The 19,443-nt window shown below is 64.4% G+C and carries 20 protein-coding genes; 7 read left to right on the forward strand and 13 right to left on the reverse strand.

Annotation, left to right across the window (positions count from 1 at the left end; genetic code table 11):
- The first annotated feature begins 1 nt into the window (after position 1).
- The 5 genes from eutA to doeB are packed head-to-tail and all read left to right on the forward strand — an operon-like array spanning position 2 to position 4,998.
- Positions 2-778, forward strand: coding sequence for an ectoine utilization protein EutA (gene eutA, locus P9254_RS26210; protein WP_278054729.1), 777 nt, complete (start codon positions 2-4; stop codon positions 776-778).
- A 12-nt stretch (positions 779-790) separates the two neighbouring features.
- Positions 791-1,786 carry a hydroxyectoine utilization dehydratase EutB gene (gene eutB, locus P9254_RS26215; protein ID WP_067326187.1) on the forward strand — a complete coding sequence of 332 codons (996 nt, stop codon included), beginning with the start codon at positions 791-793 and terminating at the stop codon, positions 1,784-1,786.
- Positions 1,783-2,775, forward strand: a complete 993-nt coding sequence (locus P9254_RS26220; protein WP_127324003.1) for a cyclodeaminase — start codon at positions 1,783-1,785, stop codon at positions 2,773-2,775. Before eutB ends, P9254_RS26220 begins: the two co-directional genes overlap by 4 nt.
- Before the next feature lie 37 nt (positions 2,776-2,812).
- Entirely contained in the window at positions 2,813-3,991 is a 1,179-nt protein-coding gene (gene doeA, locus P9254_RS26225; RefSeq protein WP_095800408.1) for an ectoine hydrolase DoeA, read from the forward strand.
- 5 nt (positions 3,992-3,996) lie between these two features.
- Entirely contained in the window at positions 3,997-4,998 is a 1,002-nt protein-coding gene (gene doeB / locus P9254_RS26230) for a N(2)-acetyl-L-2,4-diaminobutanoate deacetylase DoeB (protein WP_127215511.1), read from the forward strand.
- Positions 4,999-5,059: 61 nt separating this feature from the next.
- On the opposite strand, the gene P9254_RS26235 is transcribed toward doeB, so the two are convergent.
- The 10 genes from P9254_RS26235 to P9254_RS26280 all read right to left on the reverse strand — a co-directional run bounded on the left by P9254_RS26235 (position 5,060) and on the right by P9254_RS26280 (position 14,371).
- Positions 5,060-6,337 (reverse strand): L-fuconate dehydratase, encoded by a 1,278-nt coding sequence (locus P9254_RS26235; RefSeq protein ID WP_278054627.1) that lies wholly within the window; start codon positions 6,335-6,337, stop codon positions 5,060-5,062.
- Between the two features lie 13 nt (positions 6,338-6,350).
- On the reverse strand, positions 6,351-7,082 hold the full coding sequence (locus P9254_RS26240; protein WP_278054626.1) for an SDR family oxidoreductase: 732 nt from the start codon (positions 7,080-7,082) through the stop codon (positions 6,351-6,353).
- 18 nt (positions 7,083-7,100) lie between these two features.
- Complete coding sequence (locus P9254_RS26245; protein ID WP_095777210.1) at positions 7,101-7,553, reverse strand: MaoC/PaaZ C-terminal domain-containing protein; 453 nt, start codon at positions 7,551-7,553, stop codon at positions 7,101-7,103.
- Between the two features lie 8 nt (positions 7,554-7,561).
- Positions 7,562-8,635, reverse strand: a complete 1,074-nt coding sequence (locus P9254_RS26250) for a Gfo/Idh/MocA family protein (protein WP_278054727.1) — start codon at positions 8,633-8,635, stop codon at positions 7,562-7,564.
- Positions 8,628-8,957, reverse strand: coding sequence for an L-rhamnose mutarotase (locus P9254_RS26255; RefSeq protein ID WP_278054624.1), 330 nt, complete (start codon positions 8,955-8,957; stop codon positions 8,628-8,630). Before P9254_RS26255 ends, P9254_RS26250 begins: the two co-directional genes overlap by 8 nt.
- Positions 8,958-8,959: 2 nt before the next feature.
- Entirely contained in the window at positions 8,960-10,081 is a 1,122-nt protein-coding gene (locus P9254_RS26260) for a mandelate racemase/muconate lactonizing enzyme family protein (protein ID WP_278054622.1), read from the reverse strand.
- A 2-nt stretch (positions 10,082-10,083) separates the two neighbouring features.
- Positions 10,084-11,181 (reverse strand): ABC transporter ATP-binding protein, encoded by a 1,098-nt coding sequence (locus P9254_RS26265; protein ID WP_278054621.1) that lies wholly within the window; start codon positions 11,179-11,181, stop codon positions 10,084-10,086.
- Between the two features lie 4 nt (positions 11,182-11,185).
- A complete protein-coding gene (locus P9254_RS26270; protein ID WP_278054619.1) occupies positions 11,186-12,052 on the reverse strand; it encodes a carbohydrate ABC transporter permease in 867 nt (288 codons plus the stop codon).
- A gap of 2 nt (positions 12,053-12,054) precedes the next feature.
- A complete protein-coding gene (locus P9254_RS26275; protein WP_278054618.1) occupies positions 12,055-12,951 on the reverse strand; it encodes a carbohydrate ABC transporter permease in 897 nt (298 codons plus the stop codon).
- 106 nt (positions 12,952-13,057) lie between these two features.
- Positions 13,058-14,371, reverse strand: a complete 1,314-nt coding sequence (locus P9254_RS26280) for an ABC transporter substrate-binding protein (RefSeq protein WP_067326227.1) — start codon at positions 14,369-14,371, stop codon at positions 13,058-13,060.
- Positions 14,372-14,527: 156 nt separating this feature from the next.
- Between P9254_RS26280 and P9254_RS26285 the strand changes: the two genes are divergently transcribed.
- Positions 14,528-15,313 (forward strand): IclR family transcriptional regulator, encoded by a 786-nt coding sequence (locus tag P9254_RS26285; RefSeq protein WP_127246035.1) that lies wholly within the window; start codon positions 14,528-14,530, stop codon positions 15,311-15,313.
- Between the two features lie 120 nt (positions 15,314-15,433).
- Positions 15,434-16,270 carry an amidohydrolase family protein gene (locus P9254_RS26290; protein WP_095823575.1) on the forward strand — a complete coding sequence of 279 codons (837 nt, stop codon included), beginning with the start codon at positions 15,434-15,436 and terminating at the stop codon, positions 16,268-16,270.
- Between the two features lie 25 nt (positions 16,271-16,295).
- Here P9254_RS26290 and P9254_RS26295 read toward each other — a convergent pair whose 3' ends face one another.
- Genes P9254_RS26295 through P9254_RS26305 form a run of 3 tightly spaced genes read right to left on the reverse strand, consistent with a single transcriptional unit; the run spans position 16,296 to position 19,140 of the window.
- Entirely contained in the window at positions 16,296-17,417 is a 1,122-nt protein-coding gene (locus tag P9254_RS26295; RefSeq protein ID WP_278054726.1) for an extracellular solute-binding protein, read from the reverse strand.
- Positions 17,418-17,431: 14 nt separating this feature from the next.
- On the reverse strand, positions 17,432-18,589 hold the full coding sequence (locus P9254_RS26300) for a CaiB/BaiF CoA transferase family protein (protein WP_127215204.1): 1,158 nt from the start codon (positions 18,587-18,589) through the stop codon (positions 17,432-17,434).
- Positions 18,586-19,140 carry a MaoC family dehydratase gene (locus tag P9254_RS26305; protein WP_127215205.1) on the reverse strand — a complete coding sequence of 185 codons (555 nt, stop codon included), beginning with the start codon at positions 19,138-19,140 and terminating at the stop codon, positions 18,586-18,588. Before P9254_RS26305 ends, P9254_RS26300 begins: the two co-directional genes overlap by 4 nt.
- Positions 19,141-19,443: the final 303 nt, after the last annotated feature.

The following is a 19,443-nucleotide window of genomic DNA, read 5'->3' on the forward strand; positions in this document are numbered from 1 at the left end:
CATGAAACTGTTGCCCGAAATCGAGCTGGCATCGACCCGGCCCGCACTCGATGCGCGTCCGCTCGAAAAGCGCGTCGGGCTGATTGCTTTGGCCACCGATCATACCAGCGAGGTCGACTTCCGCCGCATGGTGGCGAGCGAGCGGATCGGCGTCTATGTCGCGCGCATCCCCTACGCCAATCCGACGACGCCGGACAATCTGCGCAAGATGCAGCCCTCGCTTTCGGCGGGCGCGGCACTGATCCTGCCGGACGAGACGCTCGATGCCGTCTGCTATTCCTGCACGTCTGCTTCCGTGGTGATCGGCGACGCCGAGATCGAGCAGGCGATCCAGGCGGCCAAGCCGAATGTTCCCGTGGTCACGCCGCCCATGGCCGGCGTGCGCGGCCTCAACGCTTTTGGCGTGAAGCGGATCAGCATTCTCACCCCTTACACTGTCGAGACCAGCCGGCCGATGGCCGCCTATTTCGCCGCGCACGGCTTCGACATCGAGAGCGTCACCTGCCTCGGCTTCGAGGACGATCGGGAGATGGCACGCATCGAGCCTACCTCGCTCGTCGATCTGGCGCGCAAGGTGACGCATGCGCAGGCGGATGCGCTGTTCGTTTCATGCACCGCGCTACGCGCGGCGCTCGCCGTTCCAGGCATGGAGGAGGCAATCGGCCGCCCGGTCGTCACCAGCAACCAGGCGAGCGCCTGGAACTGCCTGCGGCTTTGCGGCGACGACACGGCGCGGCCGCAGTTCGGCCGGCTGATGACGAAGCCATTGGCCCGGTGAGCGGGCATGCCAATGACCAAAACGGAAGTCACGCTTCAGCATATCCGCGCTGCGCGCGAACGCATTGCCGGAAAGGTCGAGCGGACGCCGACTGTGTTGTCGCAAAGCCTCTCGGATCGGGCGGGCCATCCCGTTCACCTCAAGCTGGAACATCACCAGACGACCGGCGCGTTCAAGCTGCGCGGCGCGTCCAACGCGATCGCCGCGTTGAGTCCGCGAGAAAGATTGCGCGGGGTGGTCGCGGCATCGACCGGCAATCACGGCCGCGCGCTGGCCCATGCGGCGAAGCTCGAGGGCATGCGCGCGGTGATCTGCATGTCGAAGCTGGTGCCCGAAAACAAGCTCGATGCAATCCGCCGCCTTGGCGCGGATATTCGCATCGTCGGCAACAGCCAGGACGATGCCCAGCAGGAGGTGGACAGGCTGGTTGCGGAGGAGGGGCTGGTCATGCTGCCGCCCTTCGACCATCCGGACATCGTCGCCGGGCAGGGCACGCTGGGGCTGGAGATCTTGGAGCAGGTTCCGGAAGCAGCAAGTGTGCTGGTGCCGCTCTCCGGCGGCGGCCTGGCGGCCGGCGTTGCCGCGGCGGTCAAGGGGGTGAGCCCGGCCACCAAAGTCGTCGGCGTCTCGATGGCGCGCGGTGCCGCGATGAAGGCGAGTCTCGATGCCGGCCGCCCCGTGCAGGTCGAGGAATTGCCGACGCTTGCGGACTCACTCGGCGGCGGCATCGGCCTCGATAACCGGCTGACCTTTGCCATGTGCCGTGAGCTGCTCGACGACGTCATCCTGCTTTCCGAGGACGAGATCGCCGCCGGCATCCGGCATGCCTATGAGGAAGAGCGCGAGATCGTCGAAGGCGCAGGCGCGGTCGGCATCGGCGCGCTGCTTGCTGGGAAGGTCACTGCGAAAGGACCGGTGGTGGCCATCCTGTCTGGCCGCAACATCGACATGAGCCTGCATCGCCGCATCGTCTGCGGCGACGCTGCACTGACGGAGCGCCCCAGATGAGCCGCATGACCATCCTCACCGAAACAGACCTGCGCAAGGTCGTGACGCTCGATCTGGATGCGGTCGCCTGCGTCGAGAACGCCTTTCGGGCTTTGGCGACAATGCCGGTGGCGATGCCGCCAATCTTGAGGCTCGACATTCACGAGCATCGCGGCGAGGTCGACGTGAAGTCCGCCTACGTGCCCGGCATAGATGGCTTCGCCGTCAAGATAAGCTCCGGCTTCTTCGACAATCCGAAGCTCGGCCTGCCGAGCGGCGGCGGCATGATGGTGCTGCTTTCGGCCAAGACCGGTGTGGTCGAGGCGCTGCTGCTCGACAATGGCTATCTGACCGATGTGCGCACCGCCGCAGCCGGCGCAGTCGCGGCCAAGCATCTGTCGCGCGAAGACTCCAGCATAGCGGCGATCTTCGGCGCCGGTTTGCAGGCCGGCCTGCAATTGGAAGCGCTGCGTCTCGTCAGGCCGATCGCGGAGGCGCGCGTCTGGGCGCGCGATGCGGCCAAGGCCGAGGCGACCGCGGCCCGCTTGCGCGAGAGACTGGGCATCATGGTGCGTGCCGAGCCGGATGCGGCGAGGACGGCAGCGGGCGCCGACATCATCGTCACCACCACGCCTTCGACCGAGCCGCTGATCAAGGCCGGGTTCGTCTCGGCCGGCCAGCACATCACCGCGATGGGCTCGGATGCCGAGCACAAGAACGAGATCGCGCCGGCGATCCTTCGCCTGGCAGATCTCTATGTCGCAGACAGCGCGAAGCAGACGCGGCGCTTGGGCGAGCTTCACCACGCCATCGAGGCAGGGGCGATGGCGGCCGACGCGGAAGTCACCGAGCTCGGCCAGATCATCGCCGGGAAAAAGCACGGACGACGATCGGCCGGTGACATCACCCTCGCCGATCTCACTGGCACCGGCGTGCAGGACACCGCGATCGCCACTTTAGCCCGCGACCGCGCGCGGGCAGCGAAGGCGGGAACGATTTTCGAAAGCTGAATATGGCCGCGAGGCCCAACAAACGAGGACCAACAAAATGCAGCCAAACCTGAAATTCTCGCGAAGCGAATTTGCCGATCGCCTTGCCAAGACGCGGAAAGCCATGGAGGCCAAGCGGGTCGATCTGCTGATCGTCAGCGATCCCTCCAACATGGCCTGGCTGACCGGCTATGACGGCTGGTCCTTCTATGTGCATCAGGCGGTCATCGTGCCGCCTTCGGGCGAGCCGGTCTGGTATGGCCGCGGCCAGGATGCCAACGGCGCCAAGCGCACCGCCTATCTCGCGCATGACAACATCATTGGCTACGCCGATCACTATGTGCAGTCGACCGAGCGGCACCCGATGGACCATCTCGCCAGCGTGCTTGCCGATCGCCGCTGGGACAAGCTGACCATCGGCGTCGAGATGGACAATTATTGGTTCTCGGCGGCTGCCTTCGCCTCGCTGCAGAAGCATCTGCCCAACGCCCGCTTCGTCGACGCCACCGCGCTGGTCAACTGGCAGCGCGCCGTGAAGAGCCCGACCGAGATCGACTATATGCGCAAGGCCGCCCGCATCGTCGAGGCCATGCATCAGCGTATCGTCGACAAGATCGAGGTCGGCATGCGCAAATGCGATCTGGTCGCCGAGATCTATGATGCCGGCACGCGCGGCGTTGAGGGCATCGGCGGCGACTATCCGGCGATCGTGCCGCTCTTGCCATCGGGCGCCGACGCCTCGGCGCCGCATCTCACCTGGGACGACCAGCCGATGAAGGCGGGCGAGGGCAGCTTCTTCGAGATCGCCGGCTGCTACAACCGCTACCACTGCCCGCTGTCGCGCACCGTCTTCCTTGGCAAGCCGACGCAAGCCTTCCTCGACGCCGAGAAGGCGACGCTCGAGGGCATGGAGGCGGGCCTTGCCGCCGCCAAGCCGGGCAATGCCTGCGAGGACATCGCCAATGCCTTCTTCGCCGTGCTGAAGAAGTACGGCATCGTCAAGGACAACCGCACCGGCTACTCGATCGGTCTTTCCTATCCGCCGGATTGGGGCGAGCGCACGATGAGCCTGCGCCCCGGCGATCGCACCGAGCTCAAGCCCGGCATGACCTTCCATTTCATGACGGGTCTGTGGCTCGAGACAATGGGACTTGAAATCACCGAATCGATCCTGATCACCGAGACCGGCGTCGAGTGCCTGGCCAATGTGCCGCGCAAGCTGTTCGTCAAGGATTGAGCCCGATGTCAGCTCTGCCTCCATCGCCGATCACGCCGACGGTCGATTTCGAGCGCGACGGTGTCCAGCACGGCTTCCTGCGCCTGCCCTACAGCCGCGACGATTCCGCCTGGGGGTCGGTGATGATTCCGATCTGTGTCGTCCGTAACGGCAAGGGGCAGACGGCGCTGCTCACCGGGGGAAATCACGGCGACGAATATGAAGGCCCGCTGGCGCTCTACGAGCTCGCCCGCACGCTCGACCCGAAGGATGTCACCGGTACCGTCATCATCGTGCCGGCGATGAACTATCCGGCGTTCCGCGCCGGCAGCCGCACCTCGCCGATCGACAAGGGCAACATGAACCGCAGCTTTCCTGGCCGGCCGGACGGTAGCGTGACGGAAAAGATCGCCGACTATTTCCAGCGCGAATTGTTGCCGCGGGCGGACATCGTGTTCGACTTCCACTCCGGCGGAAAGACGCTGGACTTCGTGCCGTTCTGCGCCGCGCATACGCTGCTGGACAAGGAGCAGGAGGAAAAGGCCTTCGCCGCGGTCGAGGCCTTCGCGGCTCCGTTCTCGATGCGCATGACCGAGATCGATACCGTTGGCATGTATGACACCGCGGCCGAGCAGATGGGCAAGGTCTTCGTCACTACCGAGCTCGGCGGTGGCGGCACGGCCCGGGCCGAGACGGTGCGCATCGCTCGCCGTGGCATCCTCAATGTGCTTCGCCATGCCGGCATCGTTGATGGTGCTATCGAGAAAAATCGAACTCAATGGCTCGACATGCCCTCGGGGGACTGCTTTGCGTTTGCCGAGGACGAGGGCATGATCGAGACCATGATCGATCTCGGCGAGAAGGTGGAGGAAGGCCAGGTCGTGGCGCGCATCCATTCGACCGGTCGCACCGGCACCGCGCCCCAGGAGATCAAGGCCAGGATGTCAGGGCTCCTGGCCGCGCGCCATTTCCCCGGCCTGGTCAAGGCCGGCGATTGTGTTGCGGTGCTTGCCGTCGAGGTTGACTGAAGCGCGCCAGGTAGAAGCGACGCCGTAACGCCGCCAAGGCCACCTGCGTTACGGCTCGCATTCAACTGTGGAATAGGTAGGCGGCAATCGAGTCCGGCTTCATCTCGATCGAGAAGCCCGGCGCCGTCGGCGGCATGTAGGCCGCATTCTCAATGACACAGGGCTCGAGGAAATGCTCGTGCAGGTGATCGACATACTCGATCACCCGTCCATCCTTGGTGCCCGACACCGCGATATAGTCGATCATCGACAGATGCTGGACATATTCGCACAGGCCGACGCCGCCGGCATGCGGCCAGACCGGCAAGCCGAACTTGGCGGCGATCAAAAGCACGGCCAGCACCTCGTTCAGGCCGCCCATGCGGCAGGAATCGATCTGCACGACGTCGATCGCGCCGCCGGCGATGAACTGCTTGAACATGATGCGGTTCTGGCACATCTCGCCGGTCGCAACCTTGATCGGCGCCACCGCCTTGCGGATCTTGGCATGGCCGGCGACATCGTCCGGGCTGGTCGGCTCCTCAATGAAGAAGGGCTTGGCGAAGGCAAGATGGCGCAGCCAGTCGATCGCCTGGTCGACCTCCCAGACCTGATTGGCGTCGATCATCAGGTAACGGTCCGGACCGATCACCTCGCGGGCGATCCTGAGGCGGCGGATGTCGTCGGCGCGATCGCGGCCGACCTTCAGCTTGATGTGATTGAACCCCTCGTCGACTGCTTCCTGGCAGAGGCGCCTCAGCTTGTCGTCGGGATAGCCGAGCCAGCCGGCCGATGTGGTATAGCAGGCATAGCCTTCGCGCTCGAGGCTGGCGATGCGCTCGGCCTTGCCGGCCTCGGCCTTCCTCACGATCTCCAGCGCTTCGGCCGGCGTGATCGCATCGGTGAGATAGCGGAAGTCGACGATGCGCACGATCTCTTCCGGGCTCATCTCGGCGACAAGGCGCCAGACCGGCTTGCCGGCTTCCTTGGCCCAAAGATCCCAGACCGCATTGACAACCGCGCCGACGGCGAGGTGCATGGCGCCCTTGTCCGGGCCGATCCAACGCAATTGGCTGTCGCCGGTCACGTGGTGCCAGAAGCGGCCGGGATCGTGCTTCACCCAGTCGAGGTCGATCCCGACGACGAGATGGCGCAGTGCCTCGATCGCCGCGCAGCAGATCTCGTTGCCGCGGCCGATGGTGAAGGTGAGCCCGTGGCCGCTAAGCCCCTCGCTATCGGTGTCGAGGATGACATAGGCGGCCGAATAATCGGGGTCCGGATTCATCGCGTCCGACCCGTCGAGGCTCTGCGACGTCGGGAAGCGCAGATCGAAGACGCGAAGATCGGTAATGCGGGTCATGCTCGGTGCCTCATCAGATCGACCAGCCGCCGTCGATATTATAGGCCTGCCCGGTGGTATAGGTGGCGCCGGCGAGATAGACGGCAAGATCGGCGATCTCCTCCGCCGTGCCCAGCCTTCCCATTGGCTGGCGGGAGATGAAGGCAGCACGGGCGGCCTCATAGTCGCCCTGCGCCCGCATGCGGCTTTCGAGCGAGGGGCTCTCCACCGTGCCGGGGCAGATCGCGTTGCAGCGAATGCCTTTGCTGACATACTCGGCGGCGATCGATTTGGTCAGCCCGATCACGGCCGCCTTGGTCACGCCATAGGCGAAGCGGTTCGGCACGCCTTTCGGGGCGCCGGCGACCGGTGCCATGTTGATGATCGAACCACCGCCGCGTTCCAGCATGCCGGGCAGCACGGCGCGGATAGTGCGGATCATGGCGCGCACATTGAGGTTGAATGCGAAGGCGAGGTCCTCGTCCTTCATCTCCAGGATCGAGCCGGAGTGGACGAAGCCGGCGCAGTTGAAAAGCACATCGATGCGGCCGATTTTGGCGAAGGCGGCCTGCACGGCGTCGTCGTTCAGCACGTCGAGCTTGCGAGTCTTGATGACCGAGGTGTTGCCGAGCTCGGCCAGCGCCGCTTCATTTACGTCGGTGGCGTGGACGATCGCGCCAGCCTTGGCGAAAGCCAACGCGCTAGCCCGGCCGATGCCTTGCGCAGCGGCCGTTACGACCACCACCTTGCCTGTCAGATCAGCCATGTTGTTTTGTCTCCGTCTTCAGCCGAGCCGGGGGCGCCGCTCGACGATATAGATGTGATCGGCGGCCAGCACGACTTCGTCCCGCTGGTTCAAAACCTCGACGCGTTCGATGACGCGCCCGGAGTCCGGCCGCTTCGGATCGTCTTCCTTCGCGGCGATCGTCGTGCGCGTGCGGATCGTGTCGCCGATAAAGACCGGCTTGATGAAGCGCAGCCTGTCATAACCGTAGGAGAAGGCGACCGGGTTGATGACGCTCGCGGTCAGGCCGACGCCGACCGAGAACACCAGCGTGCCATGCGCGATGCGCTGGCCGAAGGGCGTCGTCTTCATGAACTCGGCGTCCATGTGGTGCGGAAAGAAATCGCCGGTGTGGCCGGCATGGACGACAAAGTCGGTCTCGGTGATGGTGCGGCCGCTGGTCAGCCGCGACGAGCCGATCTCGTAGTCGTCGAAATAGGTGACCTGTTCCATGCCGTTCCTTACGGTTTTGCGGTGAGCGGCGTCGCCGGCGCGGCGCTCGAATGATAGGCGGCTTCCACCAGTGCCATGGTGTTCCAGGCATCTTCGACGGAGCTGACCAGCTCTTTGTCTTCCCCGGAGGCGAAGCGCTGCACATTGGCCATGCGCCCGACAAAGGCGTCGGGGAACCATTCGCCGGTGAGCGGCACGCCGACCCAATCGGAGCCGCCTTTAGGGTGGATTTCCAGCACGTCGGGCTCACCGCGCGGATAGTCGAGATTGAGGCCAAGCTTGACGTAGGCGGCGCCCTCGGTGCCGCAGATACGGAACTCGCAGGCCTGATGCCGCCGTCCGAACTTATGATCGTGGTTGATCGAGAGCGCGCAGCGCACCGTGTCGCCATAGTCGAGGATGGCGCTTGTCCGGGTCTGCGCTACCTTGTGATTGGGATTGCCGAGCGTCTTGGCATGCACGCCCCTCGGGTCGCCGAGAAGCTGCCGGATCAGGTCGAGATAGTGGATCGAATGCATGGCGATCTCGACACGCGGCGCCGTAAGCAGGAATTCCCAGAGCTGCCACGGCGTTGCGAGCGCCAGCCAGGCATCGAAGTCGACGACCTCGCCAAGCCAGCCCTTGGCGATCGCGTCCTTCAGCGCCAGCATCATCGGCGCGAAGCGAAGCTGGAAATTCACTGCAGCCTTGAGCTTCTTGGCGCGACAGATTTCAAGGATCTCGGTTGCCTCGCCAAGGTAGTTGCCCATCGGCTTCTGGATCAATGCGACCGCGTCGTCGGGCAGGGCCTTCAGCACCTCGGCGTGCCGGCCGGGCGGCGTTGCGAGATCGAAGATCGCATCCTTGACGGCGGCCGCCTCGTCCACCGAGCCGAATGCCGTCACGCCCCATTGTTCGGCCAGTTTCCGAGCCTTGGCCTGGTCCGGATCGTAGAGACCCACCATTGGAAAACCAGCCTTGCGATAGGCCGGGAAATGCGCATCGCCGACGATCGAGCCGGCGCCAAAGGTGACGATCGGACGCGGCTTTGCAGGCCTTGGCCAGGATTGCGCCAGCGAGGCGGGATCGAAGGCATCAGTCATGGTGGAAGACTTCATCCATCGTCGCCCACCACTCGCCCTCCTGCCTTGTCGGCAAGGGTTCCTGGCATGGCATGCAGACCGACCACCATTCCTGGGTCTTCGGATCGGCGGCCATCTTGGCCATGTCGGCGGCATAGTCGGTGCCGTGATACTCGAAATAGGAGAACAGCAGGTTCTCCGGCCGCTTGAGGTAGATCGAGTAGTTCTTGATGTTGCAGGCGGAGATCATCTCGAGCACGTCCGGCCAGACGGCGGCGTGCAGGCGCACGTATTCCTCGACCTTTTCCGGCTTCAGGCCAAGCACCATGCCAATTCGCTGCATTCTCAGTTCCTCCGTTCCGTGACGGTGATGCTGAATTCGGCGATGCTCAGGGCCCTGATCGCATCGAAATCCCAGTCGATGCCGAGGCCCGGCTCGTCCGGCGCCAGCGCGTGGCCGTTTTCGATCACCATCTTCTTGCCCGTCAACTCATCCAGCTGCGAAATATATTCCACATATTTGCCGTTCGGCACCGCGCAGGCCAGGCTGACATGCAGTTCCATCAGGAAATGCGGGCAGATCGGCATGTCGAAGGCTTCCGCCATATGCGCCACCTTCAGCCAAGGCGTGACGCCGCCGATACGGCCGACATCGACCTGGACGATGTTGCAGCCGCCCTTCTGCATATATTCGCGGAAATGGCGGATCGAATAGAGTGACTCGCCGACGGCGATCGGCGTCGCGGTCGAATTCGATAGCCGCACATGGCCGTCTATGTCGTCGGCCGGCAGAGGTTCCTCCATCCAGGCGAGATCGAGATCGCGCAGCCGCTCGGCGCGCCGGATGGCTTCGTCGACAGTAAAACCCTGGTTGCAGTCGGTCATGATCTCATAGCCGTCGCCGACCGCCTTGCGCACGGCCGACAACCGGGCAAAATCCTCGGCGCCGTGCGGCTTGCCGATCTTGACCTTCGAGCCGGTGAAGCCTTTCGCCTTGGCGGCCAGCGCATCTTCGACAAGCGCTTCAGTCTCGATGTGCAGCCAGCCGCCTTCGGTGGTGTAAAGCGGACAGCGGTCCTTGGCGCCGCCCGCGAGCTTCCAGAGCGGCAGCTTCTGCTTCTTCGCCCGAAGGTCCCAGAGCGCAGTGTCGATGGCGGCGAGCGCGATGGCCGTGATGGCGCCGATGGTGGTGGCGTGCGTGGCGAATTCGAGATCGTGCCAGATCGCCTCGATCCGGTCGGCATCCTCACCGATCAGGCGGGGCGCGAGGTGGTCGGCCAGAAGCCGCATCACCGAAGAGCCGCCGGTGCCGATCGTGTAGCTGTAGCCCACGCCGACCGCGCCGTCGGCGTCGGTGATGGTGACGATCGGCGTCTCCTGGCTGACGAAACTCTGGATGGCGTCGGTGCGCTTCACCTTCGGCACCAGATCGACCATTGCAAGCTCGACTTTCTCGATCGTCGCCATCGTCAGACCCTCAATGATTTGCCGGTTTCCGCGGAGAAGAGATGCGCCTGCGACAGGTCGAAGCTCATCGCCACACGATCGCCCGCCCGCAAGGGCCTCGGGTTGAGCATCCGCGAAACCCAGTCGCGGCGATCGAATTCGGCGAACACCAGCGTCTCGTTGCCGAGCGGCTCGGTCACCGTCACCGGCAGCTCGATCTCGTGGACGTCAGCGGCATCGCCCGAATGCAGGCCGTGACCCACGGGGTAGAGGTCATCGGGACGCAGGCCGAACACTACCTTGTCGCCGGCTTTCACCTTGGCCTTGAAGCGGCCGGGCAGCGGCAGGCTCTGTCCGCCGGAAAAGACGATCTTGCCGTCGTCCACGGTCGCCTCCTGCAGGTTCATCGGGGGCGAGCCGATGAAGCCCGCCACGAAGCGTGTCGCCGGTCGCTGGAAGACCTCGTCCGGCGTGCCGACCTGCTCGATGTTGCCGTCGCGCATGATGACGATGCGGTCGGCGAGCGTCATCGCCTCGACCTGGTCGTGGGTGACGTAGATAACCGTGGACTTCACCTTGGCGTGCAGCTTCTTGATCTCGGTGCGCATCTGCGTGCGCAGCTTGGCGTCGAGGTTGCTGAGCGGCTCGTCGAACAGGAAGACGTCCGGATCGCGCACGATGGCGCGGCCCATGGCGACGCGCTGGCGCTGGCCGCCGGAAAGCTGGGAGGGGCGGCGCTCGAGCAGCGCATCGAGGCCGAGAATGGCCGAGGCCTCGGCGACGCGACGGTCGATCTCTTCCTTGGGCGCGCCGGCGATCTTCAGCGAGAAGCCGAGATTTTCGCGCACCGTCATGTGCGGATAGAGCGCGTAGGATTGGAACACCATCGAGATGTTGCGCGAACGGGGCGGCAGGTCGTTGACGATGCGGTCGCCGATCTCGATCGTGCCGCCGGAGATGTCTTCCAGCCCGGCGATCATGCGCAGCGTGGTCGACTTGCCGCAGCCGGACGGCCCGACCAGCGCGATGAATTCGCGGTCGGCGACATCGAGGTCGATGCCGTGCACGATCTCCATGTTGCCGTAACGCTTGGTCAGTTTCTTGAGCGAGACAATCGCCATCGGATCAACCTTTCACCGCGCCGGAAGTCAGGCCGCCGACGAGGTGTTTCTGGACGATGAAGGTAAGGAGCAGCGCCGGGATGATCATCACCACCGCCAGCGCGCACATGCCGCGCCAGTCGATGGTGAATTCGGCGGTGTAGTCGAGCAGCCCGACGGGGAGCGTCTTGGAATTGATCGAGCGCGTCAGCTGCGAGGCGAGCGCGAATTCGTTCCAGGAGGTAAGGAAGGCGAAGATGCCGGCCGACGCGATGCCTGGCCCGGCGAGTGGAAACTCGACCTGCCAGAAGGCCTGCCAGCGCGTGCAGCCGTCGATTTGCGCGGCCTCGGCGAGATCCTTCGGCACCTGGCGGAAGAAGCCGTCGATCAGCCAGATGGTGAACGGCACATTGAGCGCGACATAGGCGAGGATCAGGCCGAAATGCGTGTCGATGATGTCGAGCCGCGCATAGACGAAAAACAGCGGCAGCGACAGCGCGATGCCGGGCACGGTGCGGGTCAGCATCAGGCCGAGGAACATCGCCGACTTGCCACGAAACCGGTAGCGAGCGAAAGCGTAGCCACCGGCCATACCGATGGCGATGGCAATGACGGTCGAGGTCACCGAGATGATCAGGGAATTGCGGAAATAGTCGAAGACGGGAATGCCGCCCTTGCCGACACCGCTGAACATGGCGACGTAGGCATCGAGCGAGACCTGCTGCGGGATCCAGACCGGCGGCTTGGCCAGGATCTCGACCGTCGGCCGCAGCGAGGACAGCACGATCCAGATGCCGGGCAGGCAGATCAAAAGCATGGCGAGGAACAGGCCGACGCGGTGGGCGACGACGCCGGCGCGGCGCTGCAGACGGGCGGATGCGTTGGCGTCCATCCTCACCACTCCGCGCCGATCTGGGTCCGCGCCGCGGCGAGCTTCTTGAAGAAATAGACGGTGAAGACGATCGACAGCAGGATCGAAAAATAGGCCATCGCATTGGCCACGCCCATGCGCGCGTCACTGTATGCGGTGCGCGCAACCAGCGTCCACAACAGTTCCGTGCGACCGGCCGGGCCGCCATCGGTCATGATCTTGACGATGTCGTAGGCGCGCGCAACGTCGAGCGAGCGGATGGTCATGGCGATATAGGCGAAGGGCATGATGAAGGGCCAGGTCACATAGCGGAAGGTTTGCCACGGCGTGCAGCCGTCGACGCGCGCCGCTTCGACCGGCTCCTTCGGCATGGCGAGCAGGCCGGCGAGGATCAGGATCGCGAAGATCGAGGTCGACGACCAGATCTCCGCGACTGAAATGGCGATGAAGGCGAGATGGCCTTCGATCAGCCAGGGAATGGCGTCCCGCGTGATGCCTAGCGACTGCAGCGCGTTGTTCACCAAACCGATGTTGTCGTTGAACATGAACTTGAACTGGAAGCCGACCAGGATCGGCGAGAACATCATCGGGAACATCATGATGGTGCGCAGCAGCCGCTGGCCGCGGCTCGCCTTCTCGACCAGCAACGCGAGGCCGAGACCGAGCAGCATTTCGAGATTGAGCGCGATGGTGAGCAGGAGCACGGTGCGGCCGAAGGCCCACCAGAAATTCGCGTCGGACAGAATGTTGCGATAGTTGCGCAGGCCGATGAAGGTGAAGAAGGTTTCCGGCCGCGTCAGCCTGAACGGCGTGAAGCTCGAATAGAATGACAGGCAGAGCGGCACGACCACCACGGCCGCCAGAACGAGCACGGCCGGCAGCAGAAGAAGCGTTGGCGCGGAAAGCCGCTTAGCCCTCATGCAAAGTCCCAAAATTGTTTGCACGGCCGGCGATCCAATCGCAGGGCGGCCGCCTCGGTCAAAGCGGCGCCGGTCGCGACGACCGGCGCCGCTGGGAGGATAGTCCTTAGAGCTTGCCGGCGTCCTCGAGGATCTGCGTCGCCTTGGCGGCAGCGTCGTCGAGCGCCTGCTTGGAGGTCTTGTCGCCGAGGATGGCGGCCTGAAGTTCGGGATAGACCGCGTTGGAGATCTCGATCCATTCCGGCGTCTGCGGCACCGGGAAGGCGTTCTTGGCGGCTTCCTGGAAGGCCTGCAGCACTTCGGTTTTGTAAGGATCGGACTTGGCCTGCTCGAGGTCCCATTCCCACACCTTGGTGCGGGTGGGCAGCGGGCCGGCCGCGGCTTCCAGCTTCTGGCTGTCCTCGTTGGTCAGCCACCAGACGAGCGAGGCGGCGGCCTCCTTGTTGGCGCAGCTTTCGGTCACCGAGAAGCCATGCGCGCCGGACCAGCCCGAGCGCTTGCCGGACGAGCCCTTCGGCTGCACCTTGACGCCGACATTGCCGGCGACCTTGGACGACTTCGGGTCGTTGAAGAAGCCGGCCCAGCCCGGCCAGTCGAGGTTGAGCGCCACCGTGCCGGACGCGAACCCCTGGCCGAGATCATCCCACAAATAGTTGGTCGTGCCGGCGGGCACAGCCTTGGCCTTGTAGAGCTTGACGAACCAGTCGAGCGCCTTGACGCCGGCCTCGGAGTTGAAGGCAGGCTTGCCGTCCTTGTCGAGATATTCGCCGCCGTCGGCGATCAGCATCTCGTAAAAGCGGCCGTTGATCGCCTCTTCCTTGCCGGCATATTGCGTGCCGTAGAAGTCGGGCGGGCTGGCGAAGAATTCCGCCTGCTGGGCCATCTCGTCGAAGGTGTCCGGCGGGGCGAGCTCCTCGCCGTATTTCTCCTTGTAGGCCTTCTTCTTGGCTTCGTCCTGGTAGAGGCTCTTCTGGTAGTAGAGCGCCGAGACGTCGAACTGCGCGCGCGGCAGCATCACCAGCTTGCCGTCGAGCGTGCCGGCGGCGATGTTGGCCGGGACGAAAGCGTCGATCTCCTCCTTCGGCAGCAGCTTGGCGAGGTCGGTGTAGATGCCCGGATATTGCGGCGCGAACGAGGTGTGGTTGGAGCCGACGCACCAGGTGATCGAGTTGGAGGCGATGTCCGACTTGATCTCCTTGTCGAGATCGAAGTGGTTCTTCTTGGATACGACGTTGACCTTGGCGCCAGTCGCTTTCTCCCACTCGCCGATGCGCGCGTAGAGTTTTTCGTATTGCTGGCCGCCGATCAGCTTGGCGTCGATCGTGACGCCGGTGAACTTGCCCGGCAGGTCGGCCGCAAAGACCGCACCCGATGCCATGAGCAATGCGCCGGCGGCGACGCCGGAAAGCAGTCTGTTCATGAATATCCTCCCTGGAACGGCTGTAGGCCGTCGTGGCTGAAGCTCCATGCTTCATTCATATGCAAACAAATTATTCATAGGTCGTCAAGCCGAAACTTCTTCCCTATGAAGGCTGTCTTGCGTATATGAAGATCAGAATTCACCAGAGGGCATCGGGTGCAGGACGACGAGGAAGACCGCTATCGCGCGCCGGCACTGGACAAGGGGCTGGACATTCTGGAACTGCTCGCCAGCGTCGATGGCGGCCTGACCCAGGCCGAGATAGCCAAGCGGCTCGACCGCAGCCCGAACGAATTTTACCGGATGCTCGACCGTCTGGTGAAACGCGGCTACGTCACCCGGTCAGACGGCGACCGCTATTCGCTGACGCTGAAGCTCTTCGGGCTTGGCCAGCTGCATGCACCGGTGCGCAGGCTGGTCTCCTACGCCACCTCGATCATGCGCGAGCTGGCCGAGACCTCCTGGCAGGCAAACCAGCTCGTCGTGTTCGACCGTGGCAGCGCCGTGGTCATTGCCCAGCAGGAAGCGCCGCGATACTGGGGCATCTCGATCCGCGTCGGCTCGCATATCAGCCTGTTCGACACCGGCTCGGGACATGTGCTGCTGGCCTTCCGCTCGCCGGAAGAGCGCGAGATGATGATCGCCGAGCATTTGCGCAGCAACGAGGAGATGAAGTTGTCGCCCGACTTCTTCGCCCGCCTCGACCAGGTGCGCGATCGTGGCTACGAGATGATGGCTTCGTTGCAGACGGCCGGCGTCTACAATCTGTCGGCGCCGGTGCTCGGTTCCGACGGGCACGGCATCGCCGCGCTCACCATACCCTATATCACTCTGGTCAACGCGCCGGCAGCGCCCGATATCACCAGGACCATCACGCTGCTCCAGGCAGCAGCGGCCCGCCTGTCGCAACTCGCCGGGTCGGATGTCAGGTCAAAGGAATAATTCTTATTTGAATGGCGAATTCTCCGGTGAGATGATCGAGTCCATGTCTGAAGCATGTCGTTTGCGCAAAAGCCGCTGCGCAATTCGGGCCACGTGGATAGCGCGACAAGGGAGGAAGCCATGATCGTCGATACCCACCTGCATCTCATCGACAGGGCGGCGCTACGCTATCCCTGGCTGTCCGGCGTGCCGGCCCTCGACCGCGATTTTTCCCACGACGAATACGCCACCGAGGCGCGCCGCGCGGGCATAGAATTGGCGCTCCATATGGAGGTCGACGTCCACCCGGCAGATATCGCGGCTGAGACAGCCCTTGTCGAAGGACTGTCGAAGAAGCCGGGCAGCCTGGTGCGGGGCGCGATCGTGTCGTGCCGGCCGGAAGAACCTGGCTTCGCCGCCTGGCTGGACAAGGTGAAGGCCGATCCATTTGTCAAAGGATTCCGCCGCGTGCTGCATGTCGTGCCCGACGACGTCTCCGAGGGCGCCCTGTTCCGCGAGAACATCAGGCGCATCGCCGGCAGCGGGCTGACCTTCGATCTTTGCGTCCTGCCGCGACAGATGAGCCAAGCGATCGCGCTGGTCGATCTGGCGCCTGACGTGCAATTCGTTCTCGATCATTGCGGCGTGCCCGACATCCAGGGCAAGGCCGAGCATCCCTGGCGCGAGCAGATCGCCGAGATCGCCCGGCGCCCCAATGTCGTCGGCAAGATCTCCGGCGTCGTCGCCTATGCCGATCCGGCGAGCTGGACCGTCGAGACCCTGCGGCCTTATGTCGAGCACACGATCGGCAGCTTCGGCTGGGATCGCGTCGTGTGGGGCAGCGACTGGCCGGTCTGCACGCTCGGTGGCGGGCTGCTCGGCTGGGTAGCGGCGACGCACGCGCTCCTTGCCGGGGCGAGCGAAACCGAGCGCGCGAAACTGCTCTCCGGCAACGCGAAGAAGCTCTGGCGGCTGTGAGCCGCAAGGCCGATGCCCGACTGTATTAGCGGGGCGCCGCGAAGCTCTGCCGGAACAGGCGATTGATGTCGGCGACGACGCGGGGGGCGTCCTGCCGGCCGGCAAGACCCTCGTTGAGGCGATCGGACGCCGCCTGCTGAAACGCCATGTAGCCGTAGTGGCGCGGGCGCACCCAGGCGCCTTCCAGCGTCGCCCGCGTGCCGCGGTAGAAGTCGCCCGTCGCGACATTGACGGCTTCGTCCTCCCAGGCGGCGGCATGGCCGGGCTGGCCGCCGGCGGCGGCATAGAGGCCGCGCTGCACGTCGCCGCTGGCGATCCAGTAGGCGAAGTCGATCGCTTCCTCGCCGGCAGCGGAAAAGGCGGAGACGGCGATGCCGGTGCCGCCGAGCGCGGAGCCGACCGGGCCGTTGCCGCCCACAGTCGGCATGTCGCAAAAGAAGAGCCGGTTCGGCCGGAAGCCTGCAGTGGCATAGGGCACGTAGCCATAGATCAGCGGCGCGCAGGCGATGCGCGAGCCGGCCTCGGCCATCTTTTCGAACACCGCAATCGGATCCATCGTCAGGCACTCGGGATCGAGGAGTGCCGCGATCTCACGCAGCATTTCGAAGACGGTCTCGCCGGTATCGGGATCGATCAGATCGCTCGGGCTTTCGACTGCACATGGCCGGCCGAGATCGGCGGCAAGCGTGAAGAAGCACATCAGCGAGTGCGGCGGCCTGAGCGGCAAGAGCACGCGGCTACGCTGGGCAAGCTCCAGCACTTCGGTCCAGATCTTCGGCGCGGCGTCTATCAAATCGGGTCGCCAGGCCTGCACCTGCGTCGCGGCGTCGATCGGAAAGGCCCATTGCCGGTCCTGCCAAGTGTAGCTCGGATAGGACCGGCCGACGCTTGCCTTCGCCAGCGCTTCGCGCTCCGCCTCGCGGCCGGGCACGTCGAGCGGGGCCAGGCACTTCTCGGCGGTGATCTGGCCGACATGCGGATGATCGATGACGATCAGGTCGTAGGCGCGGGCGAGTTCTTCGACAGAGAAGGACTCGAAGTCCTGCAGCGAGCGCTTCTCCCACTCGATAGAGACTCCGGTCTTTTCCCGCCAAAGCCGGGAGCAGGCGACCATCGGATCATAGCCGCGCGGATGGTTCCAGGTCATGCCCTTGAGTGTCGTCACAGGCCGAACTCCTTGCGGATTTTTGCGCTGTGCTCGCCGACGCGCGGCGCCGCATGCTCGACTTTGGCACGCATGCCGTCGATCCTGAGCGGTGACCGGGTGGTGTCGATCGAAACACCGTCCTCGCGCGTCACGGTCTGCAGCAGGTCGAGCGCCTTGAAGCCGTCGCTTTCCAGCACCTCTTTCCAGTTCAGCACCTTCGCGCACCAGATGTCGGCGGGCTCGAGGATCGCCAGCCATTCGTCGACCGACTTCTGCGCGATGCGCTGCGCGATGATCGCCTTGATCTCGTCGCGCGCCGTGAACCAGGTCGCCGGCTGGTCGCGATAGGGCGCCAGCGCCTCGATCTCGAGCAGGTCGGCGAGCTTCGGGATCGGCGTCATGGCGATCGCCAGGAAGCCGTCCTTGGCCGGATAGACTCCGTAGGGCGCCGCCAGATAGGCGTGGGCGCTATGGAACGACGAACGGCGCGGCAGCCGCCGGCCGTCATTGAGATGCGTCGTCAGCACCTCGAACTGGAGGTCGATCAGCGCTTCGAAGAGGCTGGTCTCGATATGGCCGCCCGCGCCGGTGGTGCCGCGCCGGACCAGTGCTGCAAGGATGCCTTGCGCACAGGCGGCGCCGGCCAGCATGTCGGCGATTGCCAGGCCGAACGGCACCGGACCCTGATCTTCGTCGCCGTTCAGCCACATGACGCCGGAGCGCGCCTGGGCAAGCAGGTCCTGACCCGGACGCTTTACCCACGGGCCTTCCTCGCCATAGCCGCTGATCGAGGCGTAGACCAGGCGCGGATTGAGCGTCCGCACATGCTCGTAATCGAGGCCGAGCCGCTCGATGACGCCGGGCCGGAAGTTCTGGATCAGCACGTCGGCCTTGGCGAGCAGCCCGCGCAGCGCTTTAAGGTCGTCCTCGTTCTTCAGATCGACCGCAAAGCTTTCCTTGGCACGGTTGATGGCGTGGAAGATGGTGGAATCACCACCGATCTCGGTGTCGCTGAGATAGAGCCGGCGCGACAGGTCGCCACCATCGGGCCGCTCGATCTTGATGACGCGGGCACCGAGGTCGAGGAGCCTCAGCGAGCAGTAAGGTCCCGACAGGAACTGGCTCATGTCGACGACGACAAGGCCGGACAGCGGCAGGTCGGCGGCCATCATTGCTTCTCCGTCTTGCCGGCGAAGTCGGCCGGGTCCTTGTATTTCACCGTCTGCAGATGCTCGCAGTAGAGCACCAGCTCGCCTTCGCCCTTGAACACTTCATAGCTGGCGCGGATCAGCCCCATTTCCTTGTAGCGGGGCTTCTTTTCCATGTTGGTGCGGATCGAATAGATGGTGTCGCCGATGAAGACCGGCTTTATGAAGCGGAGCTTGTCATAGCCGTAGGAAAAGGCATTGACGCAGTTGGTGGCGACTAGACCGAGCCCGGCCGAGAAAACGAACGCGCCCGCCACGAGGCGCTTGCCGAAGATACCTTCGCGCTCGGCGAACATCTGGTCCTGCACATAAGGGTGGATGTCGAGCACCAGGGTGTTGAAGAGATGACTGTCGCCTTCGGCCATAGTGCGCCGGAGCGAGCGGATTTTCTGGCCGATTGGCCAATCTTCATAGAACCAGTTTTCGGCATTCCATACCGGCAGCAAGGCGTGATCGGGCGGCATGTCGGCAGGGCAGGTCGAAGCGACGCCGACGGTGGGCGGGAAGCTGGTCATTGCGCTGTTCGTCCGCTCCGGGAGAATGGCCGCACCGCTCCGGCAAGCCGGAGTCGGACGCGATCGATCCTCCAAATCTTCTTTTGTGAATACTATATTCACATATGAGATCTGCGCACAAGCCGGTCAGGTGAAATTTTGCCTGCACGATCGAACTGGGAGTTGCCTTGGATGCAGCAGGCACAGCGCCAGGCGCGGCTACTTCCGGCAGTTGCCAGCGGACTTCCGGGTCACGGCGAACGCCGCTGTGCCGGCCGGGATGGCGAGGCGCTTCTGCCAGGAAGGACCGCCACCGGCCCGAAT

This window comes from Mesorhizobium sp. WSM4983, from assembly GCF_029625765.1.
In the GTDB taxonomy this organism is placed as follows: domain Bacteria; phylum Pseudomonadota; class Alphaproteobacteria; order Rhizobiales; family Rhizobiaceae; genus Mesorhizobium.